Raw genomic sequence first — 25,322 nt, 5'->3', positions numbered from 1 at the left:
CATCGCTCCCTCTCACCCCCTCAGAGAAGGGGGGAGAGGATTAGCGCATGGCCAACGTGTCGTCCGCAGAGATTTCCGCGTAACCGGGTTCGTCACTTTCCGGATCCATCTCGCTGTACTCATCCGGGTCCAGCCAATCGACCGGGTTCCAGAAGTACTCTTCCGCATTCAGGTAATCCAGCGGGCGACTGAACCACAAGCGCCACAAGTCACGGCCTTCGGCACGTTCACCATCGATCGAAATTTCCAGCTGGTGCTCGATGGAAAGACGGCTGAAGCCGGGGTCGCCGATCACGTACTCACCGTCTTTACCCTGGTAAGTCAGAACCAGAGGGTCGCGATAGCGAGTCACCTGCGCGTTGGTAAGTAGCAAGTTGCCCTGCACATCCAACCAGAACTCCCCATAAGGCGTGACCAGCTGACCGTTCAGGTCCTGTGGCGACAGGTCGACGTTATCCAGAGTCAAACTCAACACGCCACTCTGCATATCCAGTTCAGAGATCACTTCCGCACTTTCGATACGCAGGTCGCCACTGGTTGTGATTGCGCCGTAGTCGGTCATCAGGCGATCGATGGTCAAGCGCTCATTGTTATCCACATTGACGCCTACCCACTGTGCGGCTGCGCCGTCGATATTGGTCAACGTCAGGAACAGCTCGGGGTTCCCCTGACTATCAACATTCAAGTCGATAGTTGGTGCACGCAACTCCAACTCACCAGAAGCGGTCATCAGCAACTGATCGATCTGGATCCCTTCTTCGGCAATAAAGCTGCCCTCTGGAATCGTCATCTGGTTCGCGAGCAGGAAGCCATCGATCCACAGGTGTGGGGTACCAATCAGTTCGGCAATTTCCACATCGCCGAAGGCGCGCATATGAATGTCGCCATTCTGCGCGGAAAGCAGTTCTGCATGGGCGTCGTTGAGCAGGATCAGGTTGATGTCGCCTTCATCGGTGACGGCAGAGAACCAGGGTACATCCATGATCAGAGGGTCGCCGATGCCCGTTGCCGCACTCAGGTAGCTGCGACCATCGGCCACGCCTTGCAGGTGCAGGTCGGCATCGCTGCGTCCATCAACACGGCCGTTGCTGCTTAGCAGGTCAAATGCGTAATCGCCACTCCAGCTACTGCTCAGTTCCGACAGCAACATGCTTTCGGAGCTGTGCACGCGGATACCACCTAGCGACTCCAGGCGGCTACCACTACCCATGGTCCAACGGTTGGTATCGATCGCCACAGCGCCACCCGCTCTCACCAGGGTGTCCGCAGACTGGGCAATGTCGCCAGTGGCCTGCAAGGTGAGTGCGCCACCGGTATGCACGTCGCGGCGCAGCGCTACGTCACCGCCGTTGGTGAGCGCGAAATCGCCACCAACATTCAGCAACTGCAGATCCGCATCGCCAGTGAGTGTGACATCGCCGTCGCCTACTACCTGCAGGCGCGCATCGCTATCCATTTGCCAGCTCGCTGCCGATGCGGACAAGTCACCATGCACAACCAGGTGCTGCCCTTCGGCCTGCGCCATTTCAGCGGCGATATCCAACTTCAGACTACCGAAGGTTTCGGCACGCTCATTAAGCTGAAGCGCTCCACCCGCGGTAATTTCGGTATTGCCTTGGCCAATAATTTCGGCCAATACGACATCGCCTGCGCTATCGAGCTGAGTATCCCCAGCTACTTGCAACAGACTGCCCTGCCCCATGACAAAGCTGTTTGCACGCAGGGTAAATGCATCGCCACTCACCACATCCAGAGTTGGATCCACGCTGACAGTACCCGCTGCAGACAAGAGCACCGGGCCTCCGGAAGTCAGGTGATCACGCAGCTGGATATCGGACATCGAGCTGCTCAGGGACAGCGTACTGCCACTATCCACTCTCGCCAGGCTCATGCCTGCTGCAGTGGCAATATCGATTGCACCACCGACCTGCAGCAGGGCGTTGTCGCCCATGCTCCAGCTGTTGGCGGAAGCGGTGAGATCGTTGCCGATGGTGAACTGCTGGCCGGCGGACTGGGTAACGTCACCGCGCAAAGTGAGGTCCGCATTTGCGGTACCCGCAGAGCCAACAGTGACATCACCGACAAGATTCAAGTGATTTCCGTCGGCAATGGTCAGGAAGCTACCGAAATCGGCCGTTTCACTAAACTGGATATCGCCGCCTGCACTCAACAGCGCGCTATTGGTTACATTCAACTGGGCGAAATCAATGCCCTGCTGAGCAACCACATTCATCGCATCACGGGTATCGACCAGGCTGCCGCTGCCAGCAGTCAAGCTACCAACACGTGCGGAGACTTCGGCAATACCTTGCCAATTGCCATAAGTCAGCAATGTTGCCGCGTCGGCGAGAGACACATCGCCATCGACATTCAACAGCAGGTTTGCACCGGAAACATTCGAACCGACGGTAACATCGTTCAGGAAGTCGATATCACCAGCGCTATCGATAGAAAGGTCACCCCCACTGGTAAGCAACCCGAAGCTGCTTGCAGAGCTTGATGAGGTAAATTCAAACGAAGCGCCAGCGCCAATTTGCAGCGCACTGTTTGCGGCCGCGGCCCAGGCAAGCGCTTCAGCACTGATCGCACCGCTGGCACTGCTGGTTTGACCGGCGGACTGTACAACCGAGCCATCCAGCAGCAATGTCATGTCAGAAGTCGATGCGGTGCCAACGTTCAAGTCACCGACGAGGAACAGGCCCGCACCACCGGTCAGGTGCAAGCGACCGCCAATATTGGTATTCGCATCGAAAGTAACGTCATCACCGGCGCGCTGCGTCAGGTTACCCGTCACGAACAGGGTTTCGAAACTTTGTACACCGTCGGTATCAATTTCTGCATTGTTCGCGACGAGCAACTGACTGGAACCCGCCATCTGCCAGCTCTGCGCCAGTAACGCGGTGGTCGCAATACCACGCAGGTTACGACCAATATCCAGCGTTACGCCATCACTAACAAACACATCACCCAGGGTTTCCAAGCGCAGGTTATTGCCAGTAGTCACATCACTGGCAAAAGTAATATTGGTGTCGCTATCCAGTGTCAGGTTGGTGCTGGTAGTTACTTCACCAAAAGTGCTGTCGCCACCGCGCAGGGTAAACAGCGCAGAGCCGCCTGAGGTCATCTGGCTTGCCGCATTTGCAGCAACCGCACGCGCAGTTACATCAATTGAAGCGGCATCAATCAGGCTAATCGCAGCAAGGGAGAGGTCGTTGCCTGCATTCGCGAGGAACTGGCCGCTGGTGAAGGCACTACCACCGAGAGTTACGCCACCAATACCCGACCGCAAGTTAATCGATGCAACTTTGCTGCCCGTGCTGCCAATATCGCCCTGAACTTCCAGGCCGTTGCCGGCGGTAACCACTACATCACCGCCGGTAAGCAGGTCGCCGGTAACCAGCAGGGTTTCACCCTCAAGATTGATAATGCCGGAGGCAGCAACGTCAGCCAGAGTCAGTGCATCGCGCGCATCGACGTAGACGTTGTCGGCCTGCAGATACACCGCATCGATATCACCCAGCGTTGTATCCAGCAGGTTCAATGCGGTGAGATTGATATCGCGACCCGCAATCAAGGATTGCAGATCGAGGCTGTCAACGGCAGTGAGCTGGATATCGTCTTCGCTGCGAATGAATTTGCCCGCAGCCATGGTAATGCTCTGGGCATCCGCCAGCATTCGCGCATCACCACCGGAGGAGGCATTGGTATAAGCAATATCGAGATCGCCATTTAACTGCATTGCGCCGGTTGCCAGTAGGTCAAGATTACCCTCGGTAGTGATATCGCCCAGGGTCATGGCGCCTGCAGTCGCATCAAAGTCGCCGCTGCCAATGTCAAAGGTCACTGCATCGACATCGATATTGTCTGCGGAAAGTTTTGCCAGACTGGTAACGGTTACGGTCTCCGCACCGCTGTCGAGGATGTCGCCGGCAGCGTATAGGTCGAGCTCCGCAGCACTGATACCACCGTCGATCACCAGATTACCGCTGGCATCGACACTCAGAACACCATTCAGACTTGCGCCCAGACGCGCTTCGGAAGTACCGGCGATATTCAGCCAGGCGTTGTCCGCAGTAATATCCAGATCGCCACCACCGGACATACGCAGGTTCAGGGCCTGAGTATTACTACCCAGATCATCTCCAGCCACCAGTTGAATCGCGCTACCGGAAACAACGCTTTCGCTATCCAGGCCCAGGATATCCGTATTACTGGTCAGACTTGCAATGCCACCCGCGCTCACCGCGTCGACAATCAAATCGCCACCAACTTGGGTAAGGTACAAATTGTTGGCTGCGCCTGCCTGGCGCAGTACACCGTCCAGGTCTACCTGGACGCGGTTACTTACGCTACCGATATCGCCCTGGGTATTCGCCAGGTACAGATCGTTTGCGGAAATATTGGTACCGCTGATCGCGTCGATGGCGCCGTTCACCGCCAGGCGTACATTGCCGTCGGTAGAAACAATACTACCCAAGGTCAGGCCGCTGGCTGACTCCGCGTAAATCTCATCGGTAGCGGCAATATTCAGCACACCGGTGGTATCGATCTTGATCGGATCCACTTGCGACACATTGAAGGTAATCAGCGAACCGTTTTCACTGGTTTCGATATCGCCGGGGCCCGCTTCCAACAGCGCAATTTTTTGCGCGTCGGTAATGGTCGGGTTATCGCGATCGATAACGAATACCAGATCCGCGAGGTCTTCACCCACGCTGCCACCACTGACATTAATGTCGAGGTTCGGGGCAACGATGTTGGCTTCGCGATTGGTCAGCGTTGCCTGCGCATCCGCATTCAGAGCCGCCGCGTTAATACTGATATCCAGCTGGCTCTGACTCCACTGCGCGCCCTCAATCAGGTCTGCATACCAGGAGCTGGCCTCATCGATTACCAGCGCGTAGTCCGCGTCATAACTGCTGGTCAGCAGGTCGCCGTAGGCGTAACCCTGCAGGGTACCTTTCTGCTCTACGCCAATCGCATCTTCTTCATTCGCGTAAACGTCCGGTGCCGCGACCTGGTCTGCGAACCAGTCTTCCAGGGCGAAGTATTCATCTTTCGCCAGCTGCGCTGCCTCGGCAACTGTCGACACGCCGTAGCGGGACATAAAGGTGTCTTCGAAGGCGCCGTCAATGGTGAAACCCGCCTCAGAAGAATCGCTCAGACGCTGCTTGATCAGCCAGTAAGTGTGGTACTTGCTGGTAAACTGGTTTTCGTAGCCGGTAACCGCAATCTCACCGGCGTCAGCATCCTGCAGGCCGAGACGGTCCCAAACGGTCTGCAGGTAGGCCAACTCCTCATCGGTTTTTTCATTCTGGCCAATACCATTGACTAGGCTGCCATTACCGAGGGTGACCACCACATCTTCACTGGCGGTAATAGTATTCACCGCCAGATCCCCGGATGCTTGGTAGATGACGATATCGTCGGCAGCCTCCAGAGTGACTTCATTCACGTCTATATTGATGTAATCGTAGGTGGACGAGGTGCCGATGGTACCCGCCGATCCGATGCTACCGGAGTAACTCACCAGGTCGAGGGTATCACCCTGAATATGGGTACCGGTTCCGACACCTTCCAGGCCCTTATCCACAGTACCGGCGATATCGTACAGTGCACGGAATTTTTCCAACTGCACAGCGCCGGACTTGCCGGTGATATCGAAATACACAGAGCCGCTATTTGCATCGAGCGAGACGGTATTGGTGGCGATATTCAGCGGGTCGCTCAGGCTACCGAGATCCCCTTCTGCCGAGTATAGACGCAGGGTTTCCGCATCGAAAGCCGCGCCAGCACTGACATTCAGGGCACCACTGGTATTGATGTCGGTAGTGCCGAGCGGGTTATAGATATTGCCGTTGATACTGACATTTGCTGCCGAATCAATATCAATGCTGCCGGTACCCACACCGGTAAAGGAAATACCAATGCTGTGATCCGCTTTCACATAGGTGTGGGTTTCCATATTGAGGTAATACGGGATGTACACACTCGGATCGGTATTGGTCCAGTTAGAGCCGTAGTACGTGTCGTAGCTGTAGCCGATCCCCCACCAATAGCGATTGATACTATCCGCATCGTATTCCTGACGAATATAGTTGGTGGCCGTGCCGTTGGTACAGACATCCGGATTCGCCGCACAGGTGGTGTAACGGCTTTCTTCTACCGTCCACTCCAGGTCGCCGCCCGCACCAGTTCCCTGCCACTCACCCACAGTATTTGGGTACTTGGCCAAGTAGCCATCCGGGAAATCTGTATAAGAGCGACTGACCGAGGCATCTTCGCGGATGTAATACAACTGCCCTGCAAGCGGGTTGTAAGTGGTACTGGAAGTGGTGCCGGTGCCGCCGGAAGAGCGGATAAAGGCTCCGTCTTCATAACTTGTAGCGTATGAAGTGGTTTCGTATTCCTGAATCTGGCCGCCGGGACTATGCACATACCAGTGACTAAAGTAGTCGTTGCTACTGCCACCGTCGTTCATATTTTTGGTGAAGTTGTGATCGGTAATGCGCACGATACCCACAGCGTCATCGCCCGCATCCAGGCTATTGATCACCAGTTCGGTGTTTGAGTTATTGTCGATATCGATCTGACCAAGGCCATCGCGTACCAGAATCTTTCCATCCGCACCGGTGGAAGAAATTTTGGCATTGATCGACAGATAGCCACCACCGGAAACCGGTACGTCGTCCACCAGCAACTGACCGCTGGCCACATCGTAGGTCAACGTAATACTTTCGGCACCATTAACTTTGGAAATTTGAGGATCGATATAAATATAGCGATCTTCAAATGGCGTCATAAAGTCATTGATGTAATCCGGGTTATTCAGGCGCAGGGTTTGCCCAGGCTGCAGCTCGATCTGATCACCACTGGAAAGACCTGCAAGACTGATGTACTGGGCAATGGCTGAATCAAATCCGCTGCCCACACTCACCGACCAGTTGTTGTCGGTTCCCACCTCGATGGTGCCGTTGATATCCACCCGGCGCGCATTGATAACAACCTTTTCACCAACAATAGTGGCACCCGGTGAGCCAATATCACTCTTCACCGAGTTGTAGCTCGCGGTGCGGACCAGGTTGCTCTGTTTGTTTTCAACCGGCTGGAACTTCCAGTGTCGACCGCCGCGGCTATCACTGTCGGTCCTGAACTCAAGATCGACACGGTCACTATCTGTGTATTCCTGACTGTTACTGAAGCCCCAGTTAAAGAACACATGAATCTTGTCGTAGTCCGCATTATCGTCCGCGGAGTTATTGAAGTAACTGTGCTCATCGTTGTAGCTGGTGCCACCCACAGTACACCGGTGTGCAGTAGCACACGCATAGAACCAGTTGTTGAATTCGTCGATGCCCACCGCATCGATATCATCTTCATAGCGGTGGTTGATCCAGTACTGAACAAAATCGTCGGCGTCGTCGGGCTTCCACTTGTCGACAAAATTCACTAGTGATGAGGGCGCACGACCGTAGTAAACATCGCTATCCCCTGCGTCCACTACCAGGCTGCCATTTTCCACCGTAAGGTTGATGGTGTTGGCCTCGATGGTCGCCTGTTGCAGCAGGTCGCCTTCTTCCAGAGTGATATCAACCGTGGATAGCAGGTTGGAAATAGCACCGTCAATGATGACATCCGAGCTAAGGTAATTAGGACCGCCCGGGTTGTGGACAATATGAATACCGGAGCTGATACCCGTGGTACTGCTGTCTTCCTCGGTGATATAGGCTTCATCCAGTGACGCGCCCCCGGTAACGTACACATTACCGCCGGTCTGGTTGGCAATGTACAGGTTACCCACCAGCAGGTGCTGGTCATCGCGGTTGTTGATATCGATGTAGGCGTCACCACGGGCAATAAACTGGGGACGATTATTGTTCGCGCCCTGCAAATCTATCGTGTCGGCGAGCAGGCTGACGTTACCGGCAGACGCGCTGATGTCCGTGACCGCGATCACGTTATTTTCCTGCTCGGACAGCGTATCCAGAACCACGGAAAGCGCGGCAATTTCGGTCTTCAGCTCGACGATTTCGTCGGTATACGGGTTTTCACCGGAGCTACCAGTATCGACTTCGGTACTGGTGCCGCCACTGCCGGCATCACCGGTATCTTCGTTACCGTCGGTCTTACCGCCTTCGTTACTGGTGCCGGATTCGGTCCACGCCTCGTACTCGTCCACCAGCGCCTGCAGCTCATCGATGTAGGCCTGTAAGCTGGCACGGGAAGAATATTTATCGCTCAGTTGCCCTGCAGCGCCATAACCCGCGAGGTCAGAGGTGATATTTCCGGAATCGTCAACATCCACCCACTGGTAGGCATTCTGTCCCGCAACCACAGAGCCGGAACCTTCGAACACCAGCGAGTTATCGCTGCTGGTGTCGTTGGAACCGAAAGTGGTTTCCGTGGAGAAGAGTTCCAGATAGGGGTTGCGCTCTACACCATCTGCATTGGCATAGAGAGAGCCTTCATTGGCTTCCACGGTAACGTGGCTGTCGCTACCCAGATCAATGTCATCTCCGAAAACTACAGTGTTGGTGACATTAATATCGGCGTCGGCAGCATTGCCCGCCGGAATCGGGACCGCAGTCCAGTTGTATACATTGGTGCGCGCATCGGCCACCAGCTGGTTTTCGTACAGGTAGCTGGAACCACGGCCCGCATAGATACCAATATTGTCGAGGGCGTTGATAATCACGTCCTGACCGATATCCACGGTGTTGGTAACGGTGACGTTCACATCGGATACGCCACCGGCCACACCGGCAACGGCCCACACGCTGGTTTCCGCCTGTGCGGTGGCAGAACCAATGGTGTAGGTACCGATACCGATTTCACCAATCGGGTTGTACAGCACCACATCATCACCAATAGAGACGGTGTTTTTGGTGGTGGCGTCCACGTCGGACTCCGAACCGGCGCCCTGCAGGGCACCACCCACCTTCAGTACCGCCGCATCGTATACATAGAAACGCGTGTGCGCGTCGATTGCGATACCGTGGTCATAAGTACTGTCGAGCCAGGCCAGATCGCTGATCGCCAGCACGGCATTGTTACCAATGGTCACCGCCGCTTCGACGCCGGTAAGATCCTGGTACGACAGACCTGCGGAACCGTTGGCTGCACCACCGGCGCCAGCATTAATACTGGTTGAGAAGCCGGACTCCGCGGGGTCCTGAATTTGCAATGCACTGTTGTCGGCTTCGATTTCGATTTGCAGCGCTTCGAAGCTGACGTTGTTGCCCAGAGTCACTTCAACATCGTTGTCGATATCGGAGCTGGCTTCCGCACCGGAGCCACCCACCACCGAAACTGTAGTCGAGTCAACACCGGAGAAGAACTGGCTTTCATGCGCAGCAGACAGACGCACCTCGCCGCCCATTACCGGCACCGCGGTGTAACCGGAAGCCCAGTCTGCGATCTCAACACTCGCGGACTTGTTAGCGTTCGAATTGTTATAGCTGTTCGCGTTGGAAACCGCCGCGGAGGCCGCGTAGTAACCACCACCACCGGCGGTCGTGAAGCTCTGGTTTTCGTCGTAGTTGTAGGCGTCAAGAATAAAGTCGCCAGTGCGCAGCACCGCGTTGGAGATCGGGTTGCTGCCATACTCTACGCGTGCGGAAGTACTAGACTCAGCGGTAGACCAGTTAAAGCCACCGGCAAACAGGCCAACGAAGTAACCATCCGCATCGGCATATTGCACCGCGGTGTTGCGTGCATAAACGCCGAAGTCGTTGTCTGGGATACGTACGCCGTCGCCGACTTTGGCTACAGCTTGCGAGCTATTTTCTGCGAGCGCTTCGGAACCGGCCACGCCGGCCAGCAAACCACCGGATGCGGCAAATGCATTGGCATCGGCGCTGACGTAATCGTCATTGGAACCATCACCGGTTTCGGCGCGAACATTTACATCCGCATTCCCGGTAAAGTAGGTACCATCGCCAACTTCAGCCACCGCCTTGGTGTCCGCGATGGCATAGGAGAAGGAGCCACCCATGGCACCGCCGGCAGCAACGGTAACACCGTAGGCACGGGAGAAGACTTCCGGGGTCGCCTGGGCGTCGATATTCACCGCGGAATCGGCATCAATGGTGCCGTGTACGGTGGCATTAACATTGGATTCGTCCCGGGCATCGGTCACTACGCCCTGAACACCAGCGAGCAAACCGCCGGCCAGGGCAAAGGCACTGGTTTTCACCAGGCCTGCAGAATAGGCATCGAGCTCGACCGTGTTGTAACCGCTGATGGCTTTGCCGGCCTCACCCAGCCAGGCATCCACATCACTGTTCTTTTCTGCAAAGCCAATGGACACGCCAATCGCGCCGGCGCCAATGGTGACACTCAGGGAACCTTCGGTTGGATCGGACGGTTTGCCGGCATCCAGGTCGCCCACGCGTAGCTCGGTGGTATCGCGTGCGGAAACGGAAATATCACCAGTGCTGTCACCGGTCGCAGACGACACCCCGGCAACGGTGCGCAGCTCACTGCGCACATCGTTATAGTTCACGGTAATACCGGTACCGCCGCCGCTGATCACCCAGGATTTCATTTCGCCCGCGGCGTCATCATCGGATACATCCATCACCTGCGCATCAACGGTTACGTCGTTGGCGGTGAGATCGGTGTCCACGGTGGCAATGGTCATGTCGTACAGACGGGTAACACCCACGGCACCGGAGATGGCACCGCTACCCAATGCAACTGCACCTAGCCCCTGATAGGTAAACAGCAAAGTCTGGGCGTCGACATCCAGAGTATCCACATCGATGTCACCGCCGGAAATACGCGCGGCCACCACACTCTCGCCACCAATCTTCAGCGAATTACCGGATTCGGTCGTGGTACTGGTGCTCGGGGCAGTGGAGGCCTCGATGGTTGAGCCACTCTCTTCTTCGATCGCGGCAATATCATCGCTCGAGAGATGCGGGTTATAGCCAGCGGTGTCTTCCGCCAGCACATTGTTCGCGGTCTGGCGCGACGGATCGAATTCGTCTTCCGCGTTGGTGCCGTCTTCGGTAGTGGTATCCCCCTGACCGAACAGCGCAACACCAATGCTGACCGCGGCCCCCACATTAGTGGAGGCACCACCGGCCATGGAAATCATCCACGCCTCACGCTGCGCGGTAGCATCGATATCCAGCAGCGTGGCATCGACATCAGAACCGACGACCTCGGAATAAACCTGGCTGCGACCAAGCACCACGTTGGCCACGGCACCCACGCCGACACTGCTGCCGACGCCAATACCCAGAGTCTCCTGGTCAACATCGAGAATGTCCTGTGCATTGACAGTGACACTGGTGGCATCGGCGGTGCCGTCCTTGCCAACAATCTGGGTAGTGAAGTAATCATCGGCGGTATTCGCGCTGGTGCCATTGTCATGCAGCAGGCCGTGCACAGCTGCGCGGGTTTCGCCTTTGAATTCGGTGACGTTGATCATCGCCGCCACGCCATAGCCGGTGCTGAGGCCGGCACCCAGGGAGTAGCTGTTCACGCTTTCCAGCCGGTCGGCGTCGACGGTCACGTTATCCGCCTTGATCAGGGTGGTGTCGGCATCACCGGAGTCATCCAGATCGTTGCCGATCAGCGCAGTGCTGTCGCCGCCCACCAGATTGAGCGCAAGACCGAAGCCCACACCTACAGTGGTGCCGATACCGGCGGAACCGGCCGCGGAATTCACATCCTGACGACGCTCTGCATTGACCACCACATCAGAGGCGGTAATGGTGCTGTCGTGCAGCCATGCCTTGGTGCCACCCATCATTTTATTGATGGTCACCGAGGCCGCACCACCCAGACCACTCTCGGCGCCCACGCCCGCGGCAATACCGGCGGAAACCGCCTGCGCCAGCTGGGTGGAATTCGCCTCCAGCACCAACTCATCCGCATCGATCGTACTGTTATCAATCTCTGCGTTTGCTTCCTTACCCATATGGTTGGTAGAGAAGCCGCCGATGCCAGCGCCACCGCCAGAAATTGCGACACCGGCAGAAACGCCCAGCCCGTAGTCATGGCTGGAACCACGCACGACAACGTCTGCGGTATCCGTGCCGGACACACCACTATTGATTGTGGAATTCTTAATATAAGCGTCCGTGCTGGACTCGAATACATTGGTGGCGACGTTCGCGGTAATCGCTATATTCTTGCTGCCGGAACCGCCGACGGTGATCGCCTGCTGCTTAACAAAACTGGTGGCGTTAACCGCGACACCGGTAACCGCTTCATTGCCTTCGCTCAAATTCTGCGAGCCAAATGCGGTTGTAAGGTCATCCATGGACACATCGGAATTGCCGACCGCATTGGAGTTGCCATCAGAGTCTTCTTCGGTGGCAGAAAGATCGGGCAATGCCGTCATGCCGGTGAGTTCACCATCAAGGATATTGAAAGTGCCGCCCAGGCCCAGGGCCTTAACCGTTGCGTCTTCGATATAGGCCTGGGTCTTGCCGTATTCAGCCGCGGTAGAAATCGCGATTGCACCCGCGCCGCCATTCAGTCCAACACCAACCGCACCACTACCCACCAGGTTTTCGGTGTGCGCTTGCGCTTCAACCCCGACGTTGCCGTAGGCATCAATGTCGGCCTTATTGGCGATACGCGCCGTCACATTGCCGTCGACAACGCCGGTACCAATGGACGGGGCTACCGATATCTGATTCGATGCGGCAACACCGGCGTCGATGGTGAGCAACCAGTTATCGCGCAGGGCATCGACGTAAACATGTTTTGCTGCGAGTACCGTGCTGGTATCGCTGCTATCGTCACCAAGAATTTCTGCAGTTACATCGGAATCCACACGGTTTACCGCCAGCGCGATACCACCGGCAGAACCGCTGGAAGAACCTGCACCCATCCAGGCGGTAGATACACTGTCGGTGTAATCGGTGGACTGCACGCGAATGGTGCCACCGCTATTAGTCGCGGAGCCATCGGAGTTTTCCCCAACGTTTTTGATCCCCGCCTGTACCGTTTGGTCGACGTCGGTAACACCGATGGCACCAGCAAATGCGAGGCCAGAACCTCCGGTAGAGGCACCAATACCGATGGCGTTACCTACCAGCAGGTTTTCATCGCCGTCGGAACCACTGGACGCTTTCACGGTAATATCATCGGAAACTTCCAAATCAATATTACCGATGCGTGCACGGGTTTCGTGTCCGCTGTCACCCACCAGGTTCAGGGCCACCGCCAGGCCGCCAGCCGCACCACTGCCGGTGGAAACAGCCACCGCGCCCGCTACGTTAATTGCGTCCATATCGTTTTGCGCGGTAACGGCCACATCTTCAGCGTGAATAAGGCCTTCTTTACTGCCGTTCCAGTCACCGATTTCGGCTTTCACTGTGTTATTGAGGCTGTTCACCGCAACCGAACCAATCCCGGAGTACTTACCGGTGGCCACACCAACACCGATGGAAACGGTGTACAACAGGGCCTCATCACGGGCACTTACATCGACACTGCTCGCCGCAGTATCGGACTCATTGATATTGGCGTTGCGAATCTGTGCGGTTTTTTCCGTGCTGACATCCGCGTGGGCGTAAGAAATCCCGAGGTTACTTTTGCCAACCTGCACCACACCGGCAACCGCGATAATGCGCTCACCCTCGGTGCCATAGTTGTAAGCGGAGCCGGTGCCGTCATCACTGGTGTGCACTTCGGTGTTATCGAAAGCACTTGCACCGGAGAAGTCGTAATCGTCATTTACACTGCTGGAACCCAACCCATCCAGAATAGTGTCCAGGCTGCCGTTTTTGCTGCCGGCAACGTTAACGGAAATGGTATCCGCGCTGGTGATATCCACATTTTCCAGCAGTGCTTTACTATCGCTGCGGATAGAGCCAATGGCAAAGCTGCCCATAAAACCAAAAGCATTTTCGGCATTATCGTTGTAGCCAACACCCGCGGCGCCGATACCAATACGCTGCAAACCGCGTGCACTGATATCGATATTCTGAAAATCATTAATGTCGCTATTGGTACCGGAATAGTCGGTGACCACGGCTTCCACTGCTTTGCCGCTGTACACGTCTTCGTTGTATGCGCTGCTCCAGATATTGTTGCCATCCGGGTTGCTGTCACCAATCAGATCGGCCGGGTCATCAATATCCGCATAGGTAATCGCCAGGCCAAAACCTTGCTGACCACCGGCATACAGTGTACCGCCACCCACACCGATATCGGTGTTGTTATAGGCGGTCACCTCCAGATCTTCATCACCACCTTCACTGGAACTGATTGAGGACCCTTCGACGCGCGCGGAGGTACCATCGCGCACCATGGCGCCAGAAATGGAAAGCCCGGCAGAAGTGGACTTGCCACCCTGTGAGGGTTTGTCCACCGCGAGCGCCAGGCCAACGGAAGTCAGGTCACCGCCATGCAGTGCCTGCACGGCGACATCGCCGGCATCCACTACGGTGGAGTCCACCAGCCACGCCAGCGCATCATTGAAAGTAATCTGGTACGCAATAGCACCCGCCATTGCTTTACTATTCGGTGTAGACGGGGACTGGGACAGGTTAACCGCCGCCGAACCAGAGGCAGAGGCCGATACAATTTTCTGCAGCGCCTGGATATCGAGATTCACCTCGTCGCCAGCGCCGCTATGTGCGCGAATATTTGCCCCATCAACGATGGATTTGGCATCCAGGTTGGAAACGGAAACCGTTACGCTACCCGCACCGGCAAAGCTGGTCGCATCCGCGTCGACCTGGGCCACGCTATCGCTACTGTCGGAAGAACTGCCATTCGAAGCATCACTGGATGCCTGATTAACCGAACTTTTGCTGCTACTGCTACTACTGCTGGCATCACTGTGTTTGCCTGACAGTTTGCTGGAAATTTTGCTGGCCAGACCGCCGGTCTTGCCGTCCAACCAGCCTTTCAGCTTGGTGGACATGCCTGGTTCGTCGGTGTGCTCCTGCAGCAGTGCACCCGCCGCCGCGAGGCTGCCATTGGTACCGGAAGATTTACTGCGCACCTCAACATTGCGCGCAACAATGGCGCGTTCGGTGGGCGCCGGGGCTGACGGTGCGTCAGGTGCAGGCTGGGAATCGTTTTTGAACGAAACCTTTTCTTCTTCTTCCGAGTTATCGCCAATGAACGCCTTGGTGTCACCCTGGGTGATGTTGACCGCGATAGCCACACCCACGGCACTCTCACCGGTGGTCCAGTTAACCGCGCCGCCCGCGGCCCAGTTACCCATTTGATGGTCGGCAACAATAACCAAATCTTCGGCGGTAACGAACGCGCGATTACTCAGTGAGGCGTGGGTCAGCGCTTCGGAATTCAATACAGCAATAGCGCCGTTGAAACCGGTACCCGCACCCCAACCGGAAGACGGGGTAACCACAAAGTGCCGCTCGTCGGTTTCTGCGGTAATAGATATATCGCCGGCCGCAGTAATCGTGGATTCACCGATACCAGCGACCGCGTCCGCGTTTTGCTGAACGAAGACGATAGAACCACCAACGGATTTACCTTCCTCGTTGGTACCATTGGCGTTAGGCATCAGGCCGAGACTACCAATATTACCCGCCACGTTGGCGCTTTCGATTAGGTTGAATGCGCGTACCGAGACGGACTCATCAAAGTCAAAGGTATAGGTCACCGTCTGGAACGGTTCGAAATCATCGAGAATACCCGGCGTACCGCTATTGCTCTCTACCTTGCGTTCAGCACTCCAGCTACCGGTGTCGGTGGTAATAACAGTGGCGTTATCACCGATCCAGGCTTTGGTGTCGATATCGTTCCACACAACATTCACGGTACCGCCGTAGGCTTCCTTATCGGCACTCGCACCGGAGTTGGCGAAGGTGGTCAGAAGATTACTTTCCAGTCCCGCGGTACTGCTGAATTTGTTTTTGATGTCGGACATGGTGTCCCACCGATCGTAGGTCGAAACGATCGGCATTTTCTGCTCGGCCACCACGCCGAGGTTTTGCGCATTAATGCTAACGTAGTCGCCGACCTCGGCAACCGCCTCGCCCTCATTGATCGCAAAGTTAAAAGAGAGTGCCGCACTCTTTTCTGCATTGGCGACGACATTGCCACGCGTTTTTGGCGAGGAGATGCTGGTCTGCGCAGTGGTTCGATAACCGCCCTGGTCGCCACCGACCGCACCGCGGCCATCACCACCAATAATCGCATCATTGTCGGTACCAAGATCCGTTGCCGCGGCGACCAGCACATCGCCGCTTGCATCGATACTGGGCGCTTCATCTGCGCCCGACACGTTGTTACCGAGATAGGCGTAGGCTTCGTGATCAGACAGGTTGAGCGATAGCGCAAGTCCGCCCTTCCACTCAACCTCACCGGGTTTGCCGTTATCTTCCGGGGATTCGGTACTTTCTGGGAGGAAATTGGTAAGGAGGCTGGAGGCCCCACTCTGCACTTTACTCGCGCCCTTGATCAGCCGGGAACCAAACATCCGCAGGAGCTTGCCCGCACCGATCTTCACGCCGGAGTGCACGCGCTGCTCTACGGTGCGATCCAGCGCGGTCACGGTCACGTTGCCGACCTTGTCGCCCGCGCTACCAATATCCGCCCCCATTTCTGCGGTCGCGTTGGTATCAAAATCACCCACGGCAACCGCGATACCGTAGCGGGTACCGGTGAGGCCGTAGACACTGGATGATGAATAGAAACGATTCAGGTTCTCTGCAGAGAGCACCAGGTTCGCCGCGTCGAGATCCGCGCCGTTTTCAATGCGTGCGGTCGCATTCACATCACCCTCGCCCACGGACGCGGCAACCACAGCCTTGTTCGAGTTTTGCGCCTGAATAACGAAGGCAGAGGCCGCCACATACGCCTCATTGTGTGCGGTGACGCTGAGGTCCTGACCGGCATGAACCACTGCACCGGATTGAATTTCTGTGGTGCTGCTTGCATCGGAATGGCTGTAGATACCGGCCAGGGCCACTCCCGCAGGCGCGCCGCCAAGTACGGCCGCCATGGATTCGCTCATTGCGTGCGATTCAGAGGCGAGGGTGATGTCATCGGTCGCGTTCAGATCCGCAGTACCGGTCACGGTTACGGTCGCATCCGCCAGCGCCTCCATATAGTTAAACTCAACACCCAGCAGCTGGGCCACCGCCTTAACGCCGAGGGTCGTTCCCAGCTCCGCATACATGGAGCTAATGGCGATACTTTCGGCCTCGGCGGTAATGTTCGCCGCATCGATCTCACCAGACAGGGTAATACTGGTGGTGGCACTCGCGGTGCCATAACCGACTTCGCTCTTGTCGCTGGCGGTGATGGTGACATCACCATCCGTGGCAACCCCAGTCGCGTCCAGGTGGCTGCCATCTTCCAGCGTGATTTCGCGACCATCGATGGTGATATCGCCACCACCGGTGGACAAGCTACCCGCTACATTGATGGTGTCACCGTCCAGCGTAATATTTGCCGCGGTAATATCTGTAGCCGAAGAAACCGTGATGGTATCCGCAATCAGTTCGAGATCACCGCCGTATACCAGCGACTTAGTCCAGGTCAGGTCATCGGAATCCAGGGTGAGCTTTGCCGCATTCAGCCCGCTCAGGTCAAGACTGTCATCGATCGACGAGCGCAGGATGATATCGCCGGTGGCATTGAGCGTGCCGCTGGTATCGAAGGTATCGACTTCCAGAGTAATGTTATCGGCAGAGACGGAAGTATCCGTGGTCAGCGTCAGGGTGCCGGCGGTAAAGCTAATGTCGGAACCACCGAAATCGAAATCGCCACTGTCTACCCAGACAATATCGCTCGCTGCAGCGCCGGTAACCGCACTGTCAGAGGCATTATCGGAAAGCACAATGGTCGCGTCGGTTACCAGCGCCAGCTCGGAATAGCTGAGGTTACCCAGGTCAGCATAGCGCGCGCTTTGCTCCAGAGTGATGGTGCCAAAAGTCGCGCTGTCGCTATCGCCGGCATCGGCAATGGCGCTGCCATTGATTTGCGTATCGGCGGAATCGAAGGAGATATTGTCTGCGGTAATCGAATTGCCGCTGGTTACGGAGATCGCGCCGGCGGAAAGTTTCAGCTCGCCATCGAAGTCAACAGCCCCCACGAGCCTGAAGTCATCGGCCCCTGCTGCCACGTATTCGCTGTCGGTGGCCGCCGCCGCAAATACCATGTTATTGCTGGTCACCAGCGACAGTGTGTCGGCGCTGATTTGAGAAAAATCGAAATCGAGCGTGTTACCGCTCAGACGGATTTCTCCGGTGGCGGCCAGCTGATCGCCGACCGAAAGGGCATTGCCTGCGGTCAGTACAATTTCCTCGGCGGAAATTGTGAGGCCGGATGTGGTTTGCAGGTTTTGCGCTTCAAGCTCCAGCGCAAAATCCAGATCGATCGAGCCGGAGGATTCCTCCCATACGAGATCGCCACTGCTGCTGGATACCGAGCTGGCATCGCTGGTGAGGTAAAAATCGTTGGTGGTGACGACTTTGACACGACTCGCGGAGATATTGCCCAGCTCATCGTAGTTGGCATCACCATCCAGCAATACCTGCCCGAGACTGTCCGCGGCCGTAGCGTCAGCGGTCAGGCTGCCACTAATCTGGATATCACTCGCGTGCAGCGCCACATCGGAGCCAGACACGACGTTGTCCGCGGTGATCTCGATTGTGCCCGCGCTCGCATCCAGAGAATCAAACGCATCCAATTCACCGACGATCACCATGTCACTGGCACCGGCGGAAGTCACCGCACTTTCGTCAATGGTGGCGGCCAGAATCAGCGCATCGCTGCCTGCGTCGAGATTGAATTGCGGAGCATCCACATCAACGATACCGACAACGTACTCGTTCTCGTCATCTTCGGTGCCGATGCTACCCAGAGCGGTAAGGTTGCTGGTTACGGTAACCGTTTGATCCGCGATGATACTGATATCACTTGCCAATACATCACCCGCGAGAGAGACGTTGTCCCCCACGAACATCGCGGTTGTCGCAGCTTCGGAAGCAACCGAGTCATCCCGCGCATCGATGATCGCGCCACTCTCAACAACAATATCCGCCGCACTGATGGTGATACCACCATCGGCCATCAGGTCTCCGCCAACCGTCGTATCACCCTCGGCCACAATCGCGATTGTGCCGCCCTCGACCTGCAGCGCCGTAGGCGCGGTGAAATCGCCCACGTTTACCATAGCGGCATCGACATAGATCGCCTGAATGGCATTGCCCGCGGTCATCACCGCGCCGGCATCCACAACAACCTCGTTTGCAAGGATATCGATACCGTCAGCGGTATTAATCTTGCCCGAAATCGTCACCAGACCACTGGCGGACACGCTGTAGTCGTCGTTGGCAAGTGCCGTGATGCCCTCGTCGGAAAAGTCCGGAGTGCCCACATCCAGCCAGCTATCGATCTCAGTTTGTGAGGGCGTTCTTACGGAAAGCTGACCGACATTGATGACCCCTGACGCCCCCACAAGAAAACCGTAGGAGCTGGCAAATACAACGTTGCCACCCAGCGTTCCATCCTGATAGCTGTTCAGCACACCGTGTACTTCCGGGCGGCTGTTGCGCACGATATTTACGAGCTGATCGACATCGCTATCCAGCTCAAGGTTGACCGTGTTGAGATCGCCTACCACGAAATCATTGAAGACGTTGACCCCGACCGAGCCCTTCTTGTACTTGCTGGTAACTTTTTCGACGTTGCCGCCGAGATCTTCCACATCGGTAAACGCATCCACTGCGTCAACATTGTGCGTCGCCGCCAACAGGTTGACCGCACCACCGGAAAGCAGCGCCCCCAGGGTGAGCTGCTTGCCCCTATGCGTACGTTTACTGCGATTCAATTCGGCTCCGTTGCCGCGAACGGCATGGCGAATTGCGCGAGCAAGCATATGGTGGCGGAAGGGTTTCATGCTTTGGTCCTTGAAAACACTAGGGGTTTTCTTCGTCGTTCTAATTTTGTGTACGACCGTCAAATAAACGGCCTTTTTATGATCTTGCTAAAACAGCAAAGCAGCCGCGCCAACAATTTGGCTTACGACTGCCTTGAACCTGACCCAAAATACTGACCAGGTGTTTCTTTGCTGAAAATTTCAGCGAGTGCGATTAATTCAACGCGCCGGCCTCGGCTTTTTCTTTCGCTTCGGCAACGGCGTTGGTCTGCGCCTGCTGCTTGGAGAGCTGACGTAGCGCACCGAGGGAATGCAGGTGTGCATAGATCCAGGCCAGCTGGCCACTCTTGAACCAGCGCTGCACCTGCTCAGGCTCAACTTCCAGCAGTTTGGCCTCGTCCACTACGTGCAAGCCTTCCAGGCGCACGGGTTTTCCATCCCCAGCCATAACCTGCATATCAAAGGACTTGAACAGCTGGTGCTCGGCAAGGGTTGCAGTGAACTCCTGAGTTGCCCTGTATGACTTATCGAAGTTGGTCAGGAACTGCAGGACGTTATTCAGGGTTGTGCTGTTCTCACCCTGCTCGTTGAACAGCGGTTCTCCAGTCTCTTCGGAAAATTGCTCGCAGCCCTCATCGAAACAGACCGTCTGGTTGTCGGTCATCGCAAATGGGTAGCGGCGGATAAACGCAGGGACGTAGCTGCCTTGCCAGCTGCCATCGTCATCAACCAATGCGTGCTGATTGTTACGCAGCGACAACAGGGCTAGAGGGAAGTACTGGCCGGACTCATTGCGGCTGAAGAAAATCGGCAGGTCGCGACTGGCTTCGAAGAATTCAATCCCGGTAAGTGGGACCGAATTGATCTCGCGGGAGAATAGGAACTTGTCGCCCGGGGAAAACTTGAGATTGCGGTGATTTTCCCGGTTAAGGGCCACCGGCTTACGGTAAAACAGCAGTTCGCTCATCAGTTATATCTCGAAACCTTTGTGGATATCTCACCAGATATCCCTGTTCTTAATTCCTACCCACTGGCGACCAGTGAGGGGGTGATCAATATGCGCAATTTAACGAATTTGATGTGACACGGTTAGCATTATTTTCAACGTTACGGACGCAATGTCACTTAAGTCGGGTTAAAACTGGCACATATATACACCTTCCTTTACAGCACTTTTCCGCCATTGACGAAGGTAGCCAGTTCGCCCCCAGCAGGGGCCAATATCCCACTCAGCGGTCTCTCCCCACCGCCACAGGTTCTGCGGGCCCACCAGACATTCTTGGACGCTCGGCTATTTCTGATCGAGCACTAAGAATCACCAGCAAAAAAACCGAGATACCCAGCAACCCCGCCACCAAATACTGTTTTGACATTCAGTGAGTCCCGCAAATTAGTAAGCCGACGGCCCGTACCGAACCCGCGTAAAAAAAGATCCTTGGAAAGAGTTACGTAAATACGAGGCGCATTCCCTCAATAGAACTCAATTTTTTAAAAATTTTTGTTGATCATATTTGCCACAAGATCTAAAACGGGCGTAATAGCGGAAACCCAATCAGAGCAGCAGCACATGCCGCAGCACGAACAATTACCCGAACTGACCGGGCAGCTTTATGAAGAGCTCCGGCGCTGTGCGCGGCGCATCTTGGCGAACCAGTCCGCGGGACTGACCCTGCAGACCACCGATGTGGTGCACGAAGCGTGTCTGCGCCTGATTGAATCGCCGGCGCAGTTTGAAAGCCGTACCCACCTGTATCGCTGCGCAGCCAAAGCCATGCGGCATTTACTGGTGGACCACGCCCGTGCAAAATCTGCGCAGAAGCGCAATGGAATGCACATGCGCACGGTCTGGATGGACAGCCTGCTAGGAGATATCGATGTAAACCTCGGCCTGCTCACCATCGACCAAACACTGACCGAAATGTCACAAATTGGTGAGCGACTGGAGAGCATTGCCGAGCTGCATTACCTCGCCGGCTTCACCCAGGCCCGAGTTGCTGAAATTTTGAACATTAGTGTGGCGACTGTTGAGCGCGAATTGAAATTTGCCCGGGCGTTCCTGACTGATCGCCTGCAAGAGCTCCACCACCCCACCCCAGCCTGAATGCGTTATGTCCAACCGCAAAATCCGCCTGAAAACGGTTAAAGACCTGTTCGACCGCTGCGCTGAAGCGCCTGTTAGCGAACGCGATGCGCTACTCGCCTCGGCGGAGGCCAGCCCTGAAGAACAGTGCGAAGTGAAGCGACTCCTGTCGTTTCACGATACGGTCGATGTCAGTGCACAGCAGACGCATATTATCGGCCAGCAATTACGGACGCTCAGTCAGAGCATCCCCTCCGGGCAGCAGCTGGGCCCGTTCGCAATCGAAGAAGAAATTGGCCACGGCGGAATGGGCATCGTGTTTCGTGCACGCAGGGCCGATGGCAGCTATGAGCAGCAGGTGGCAATCAAGGTAGCCCCGAGTTTTGCCAGCGCCGAAGAGTTAAAGCACTTCCATCAGGAACGGCAGATCCTGGCCAAGCTGCAGCACCCGAATATCGCGACGCTGCTGGACGGCGGCGCGACCGACGATAACCGCCCCTATCTGGTCATGGAATATGTATCGGGCAAGGCGATTCATGAACACTGCCTTACCCACAAACTGCCCCTTAAGGCACGGCTTCAGCTGTTTATTGAAGCCTGCAAGGCGGTCAGCTATGCCCACAATCACCTGATTATTCACCGGGATATCAAGCCTGAAAATGTACTGGTCAACGAGCAGGGCCAGGTAAAGCTATTGGATTTTGGCATTGGCAAAGCCCTGCAAGGAGAGGCGGACCGCACCAATGCGACAGCCCTGCAAGGCATGACCCTGGCCTATGCCAGCCCGGAACAGATACGTGGTGAACGCACCACCATGGCCACCGATGTGTATGGGCTCGGAGCACTACTGTATTGCCTGCTTACCGGGCGGTCTCCCCACGGGCTGGGAAACAACAGTGCGGAGCAGGCGGTGGAAGCCATCTGCCATACGGAGACAACACCACCCAGTCGGATACGGGTGGAGAGCGGGGGAATCCAAGACCGGAAATCACTGCGCGGCGACCTGGACAATATTGTCAGTAAGGCGCTGCGCAAGGAGCCAGACAGACGCTACGACAGCGCCCGTGATCTGCAGCGGGATATTGAGCGCTACCTGAACCGAGAGCCGGTGCAGGCAACACCTTCGAGCTTGTTTTACCGCGCGGGCCGCGTAGTAGCCCGGCACCCTGTCGCCAGCGGCCTCGCCGCCTCTGTAGTGCTTGCGATTAATCTCGGGCTCGCCGCTTCTTTGTACCTGGCAGACCAGCTGCGTATGGAACGCGACAGCCTGCTCGACGCACAACGGGAAATCAAACGGCAGATGTACACCGCGGAACGCACAACGGCGCTTCTCACGGACATGTTTGAAGCGGCGTCGCCTGCACGCGCCCAGAGCCGCACCGTCAACGTCGACCAGATTCTGGAAGACGGCGCACGCAAGATTCGCGAGACTCTGGACAATGACCCCGCCGTGAAATCACAACTGTTGAAATCACTGGCGCAGTTAAATTACAACGTCGGCAAGTACCACGAAGCCGCGACACTTCAGCAGGAAGCACTCCAACAACTCGACACCGCCGCACTACTGCCGGCAGGTATCAGTGCAACGGAAGCCGCCCATATGCGCGCCGAGCTATTAATCGGCCTCGGGCGCTATCAGCGGGAATCCGGCGCGGTGAATGGCGCTGCAGCGGCACTTGAAGAGGCGTTCACCCTTCTGGGGGAGCATCCCGACAAGCGCCTGCAGGCAAAGGCGCTGCACCGGCAGGGACAGCTGATTTCCCGTGTTGGTTCACCGGATGACGCCATCGAAGTACTGAACGCGGCCAAGGATATCTGGCAGCAAATGCCCGACCAGGGCGGCGCTCTGGGCTTGGCTAACAACCACAGCCTGTCTAACGCCTACTTCAATAAACCAGATTTCCCCATGGCCGCGGAAACCGAATCCGCAGTACTTGCTGAACGCATAAAACTATTGGGGGAGTCCCACCCGGACACGCTCAATAGTTATCGTTTTGTCGCGCGGAGCTATATGCGTGTTGGGCGCTGGCAGGAAGCCCGTGAGCTCGCGCAGCGGGCCTATCAGGTGAGCGGTAAAATTTTCAGCACCGAAAATAAAATCTTTCGGCACAGCGCGATCACTTATGCGCGACTACTGGGCCGCCTGGGTGACTTTCAAGGGGCTGCTGAGGTACTGAACCCTTTCCTAGCCGGCGAGGTGCGCGAGCTGGAAACCACTGCGGAACTTTTCCACCATCGCGGCTACTTCAACTTTCATCTTGGCCACGTTGCACTGGCACGCGCCGATCTGGAAAAGGCCGTGGACATACTTGGCAAGATTTATCCACACAACTCCGACTCCACCTTTTTGCCGCGCGCGAATCTCGGTGAAGCGCTGGCGATAACGGGGGATGTCACCGCCGGCATCGAGCTGATCAACCAGGTTAAGCAGGAAAACATCGTGCAATACGGTGCCGATGACTATGGGGTGGCGAGCTGGAACTTGCGTCTTGCGCGTATCGCATTGCATGAGGGCAATCTGGAAGAGGCGAGAGAACTAAATCAGCTGTCGCAAACCATTAACTTAAAGACCTTTAGCCATGACCACCCCATCGTACTGCAAAACGATGAAACAGAAATGCACATTGCCCTTGCACAAAACGACAAGTCAAAAGCGATAGAAATCTGTAAACGACTAATAGAAACCTACGAAAGTATTTTCCCCGAGGATGCGCCGATCATCGCCCGCCATCGACAATTGTTAGAGCAGCTCACCAAATCTGCCTGATTCGTGTTTATCCGGTACACGACCACCCCCTCTGTCAGTTCAAGAACGCCGCTCATATCACGGATAGACATATACAACGATGGACATGTCCCTTTAAGACCGGCGGCGGGAAACTAAACTGTCAGTAGAGGCATTCAAACATTAAACAGGAGGGATACGTCATGACCATGGCACCCACTGTCAGTCGATACCTTGATAACCATTCCGTCCACTACCGGGTGATCCCCCATGAACACAGCGCGACCAGCCGTGAAAGCGCGCACAAAGCGGATGTTCGTGAAGACCGGGTGGCAAAGGCGATCCTGCTAAAGGACGACCAGGGCATGGTAATGGTGGTCATACCCGCAAGCAGCGGCTTGGATATGCGCGCAGTGCGCGATGAAACGGGGCGCAATCAGCTGGAAATGGTGAGCGAGTCAGAATTCAGCAACATCTTCAGCGACTGTGAACTCGGCGCTCTGCCACCACTGGGTCAGGCATACGGACTGACGACGCTGGTTGATACTGGACTGGACAGTCGCGATACAATCTATCTGGAATCCGGCGATCATGAATCGCTGGTGGCACTGGACGGAGAGGATTTCGACCGTCTTATGGCGACCAGTCGCCATTGCAATCTAAGCCGGGATTGGTGGTAACCGAAA

5 protein-coding genes are annotated in these 25,322 nt (G+C 56.1%); 3 read left to right on the top strand and 2 right to left on the bottom strand.

The window, feature by feature from the left end; genetic code table 11:
• Window positions 1-40: 40 nt before the first annotated feature.
• Both LCM31_RS15615 and LCM31_RS15610 read right to left on the bottom strand, forming a co-directional pair.
• The gene (locus tag LCM31_RS15615) at window positions 41-19,852 is read right to left on the bottom strand and encodes a leukotoxin LktA family filamentous adhesin (RefSeq protein ID WP_224871625.1); all 19,812 of its coding nucleotides are present in this window, start codon (window positions 19,850-19,852) and stop codon (window positions 41-43) included.
• A 193-nt stretch (window positions 19,853-20,045) separates the two neighbouring features.
• A complete protein-coding gene (locus LCM31_RS15610; RefSeq protein WP_224871623.1) occupies window positions 20,046-20,798 on the bottom strand; it encodes a SapC family protein in 753 nt (250 codons plus the stop codon).
• 600 nt (window positions 20,799-21,398) lie between these two features.
• Here LCM31_RS15610 and LCM31_RS15605 point away from each other — a divergent pair.
• From LCM31_RS15605 to LCM31_RS15595, 3 genes are all read left to right on the top strand, one after another.
• Window positions 21,399-21,932 carry an ECF-type sigma factor gene (locus tag LCM31_RS15605; protein ID WP_224871621.1) on the top strand — a complete coding sequence of 178 codons (534 nt, stop codon included), beginning with the start codon at window positions 21,399-21,401 and terminating at the stop codon, window positions 21,930-21,932.
• 7 nt (window positions 21,933-21,939) lie between these two features.
• Window positions 21,940-24,678 carry a serine/threonine-protein kinase gene (locus tag LCM31_RS15600; protein ID WP_224871619.1) on the top strand — a complete coding sequence of 913 codons (2,739 nt, stop codon included), beginning with the start codon at window positions 21,940-21,942 and terminating at the stop codon, window positions 24,676-24,678.
• Between the two features lie 161 nt (window positions 24,679-24,839).
• Entirely contained in the window at window positions 24,840-25,316 is a 477-nt protein-coding gene (locus tag LCM31_RS15595; RefSeq protein ID WP_224871617.1) for an aminoacyl-tRNA deacylase, read from the top strand.
• Window positions 25,317-25,322: the final 6 nt, after the last annotated feature.

The sequence above is a fragment of the Microbulbifer agarilyticus genome (assembly GCF_020171345.1).
Lineage (GTDB): Bacteria > Pseudomonadota > Gammaproteobacteria > Pseudomonadales > Cellvibrionaceae > Microbulbifer > Microbulbifer agarilyticus_D.
Note: the sequence above shows the minus strand (reverse complement) of the source record. Positions and strands in the feature narration are given on the sequence as shown.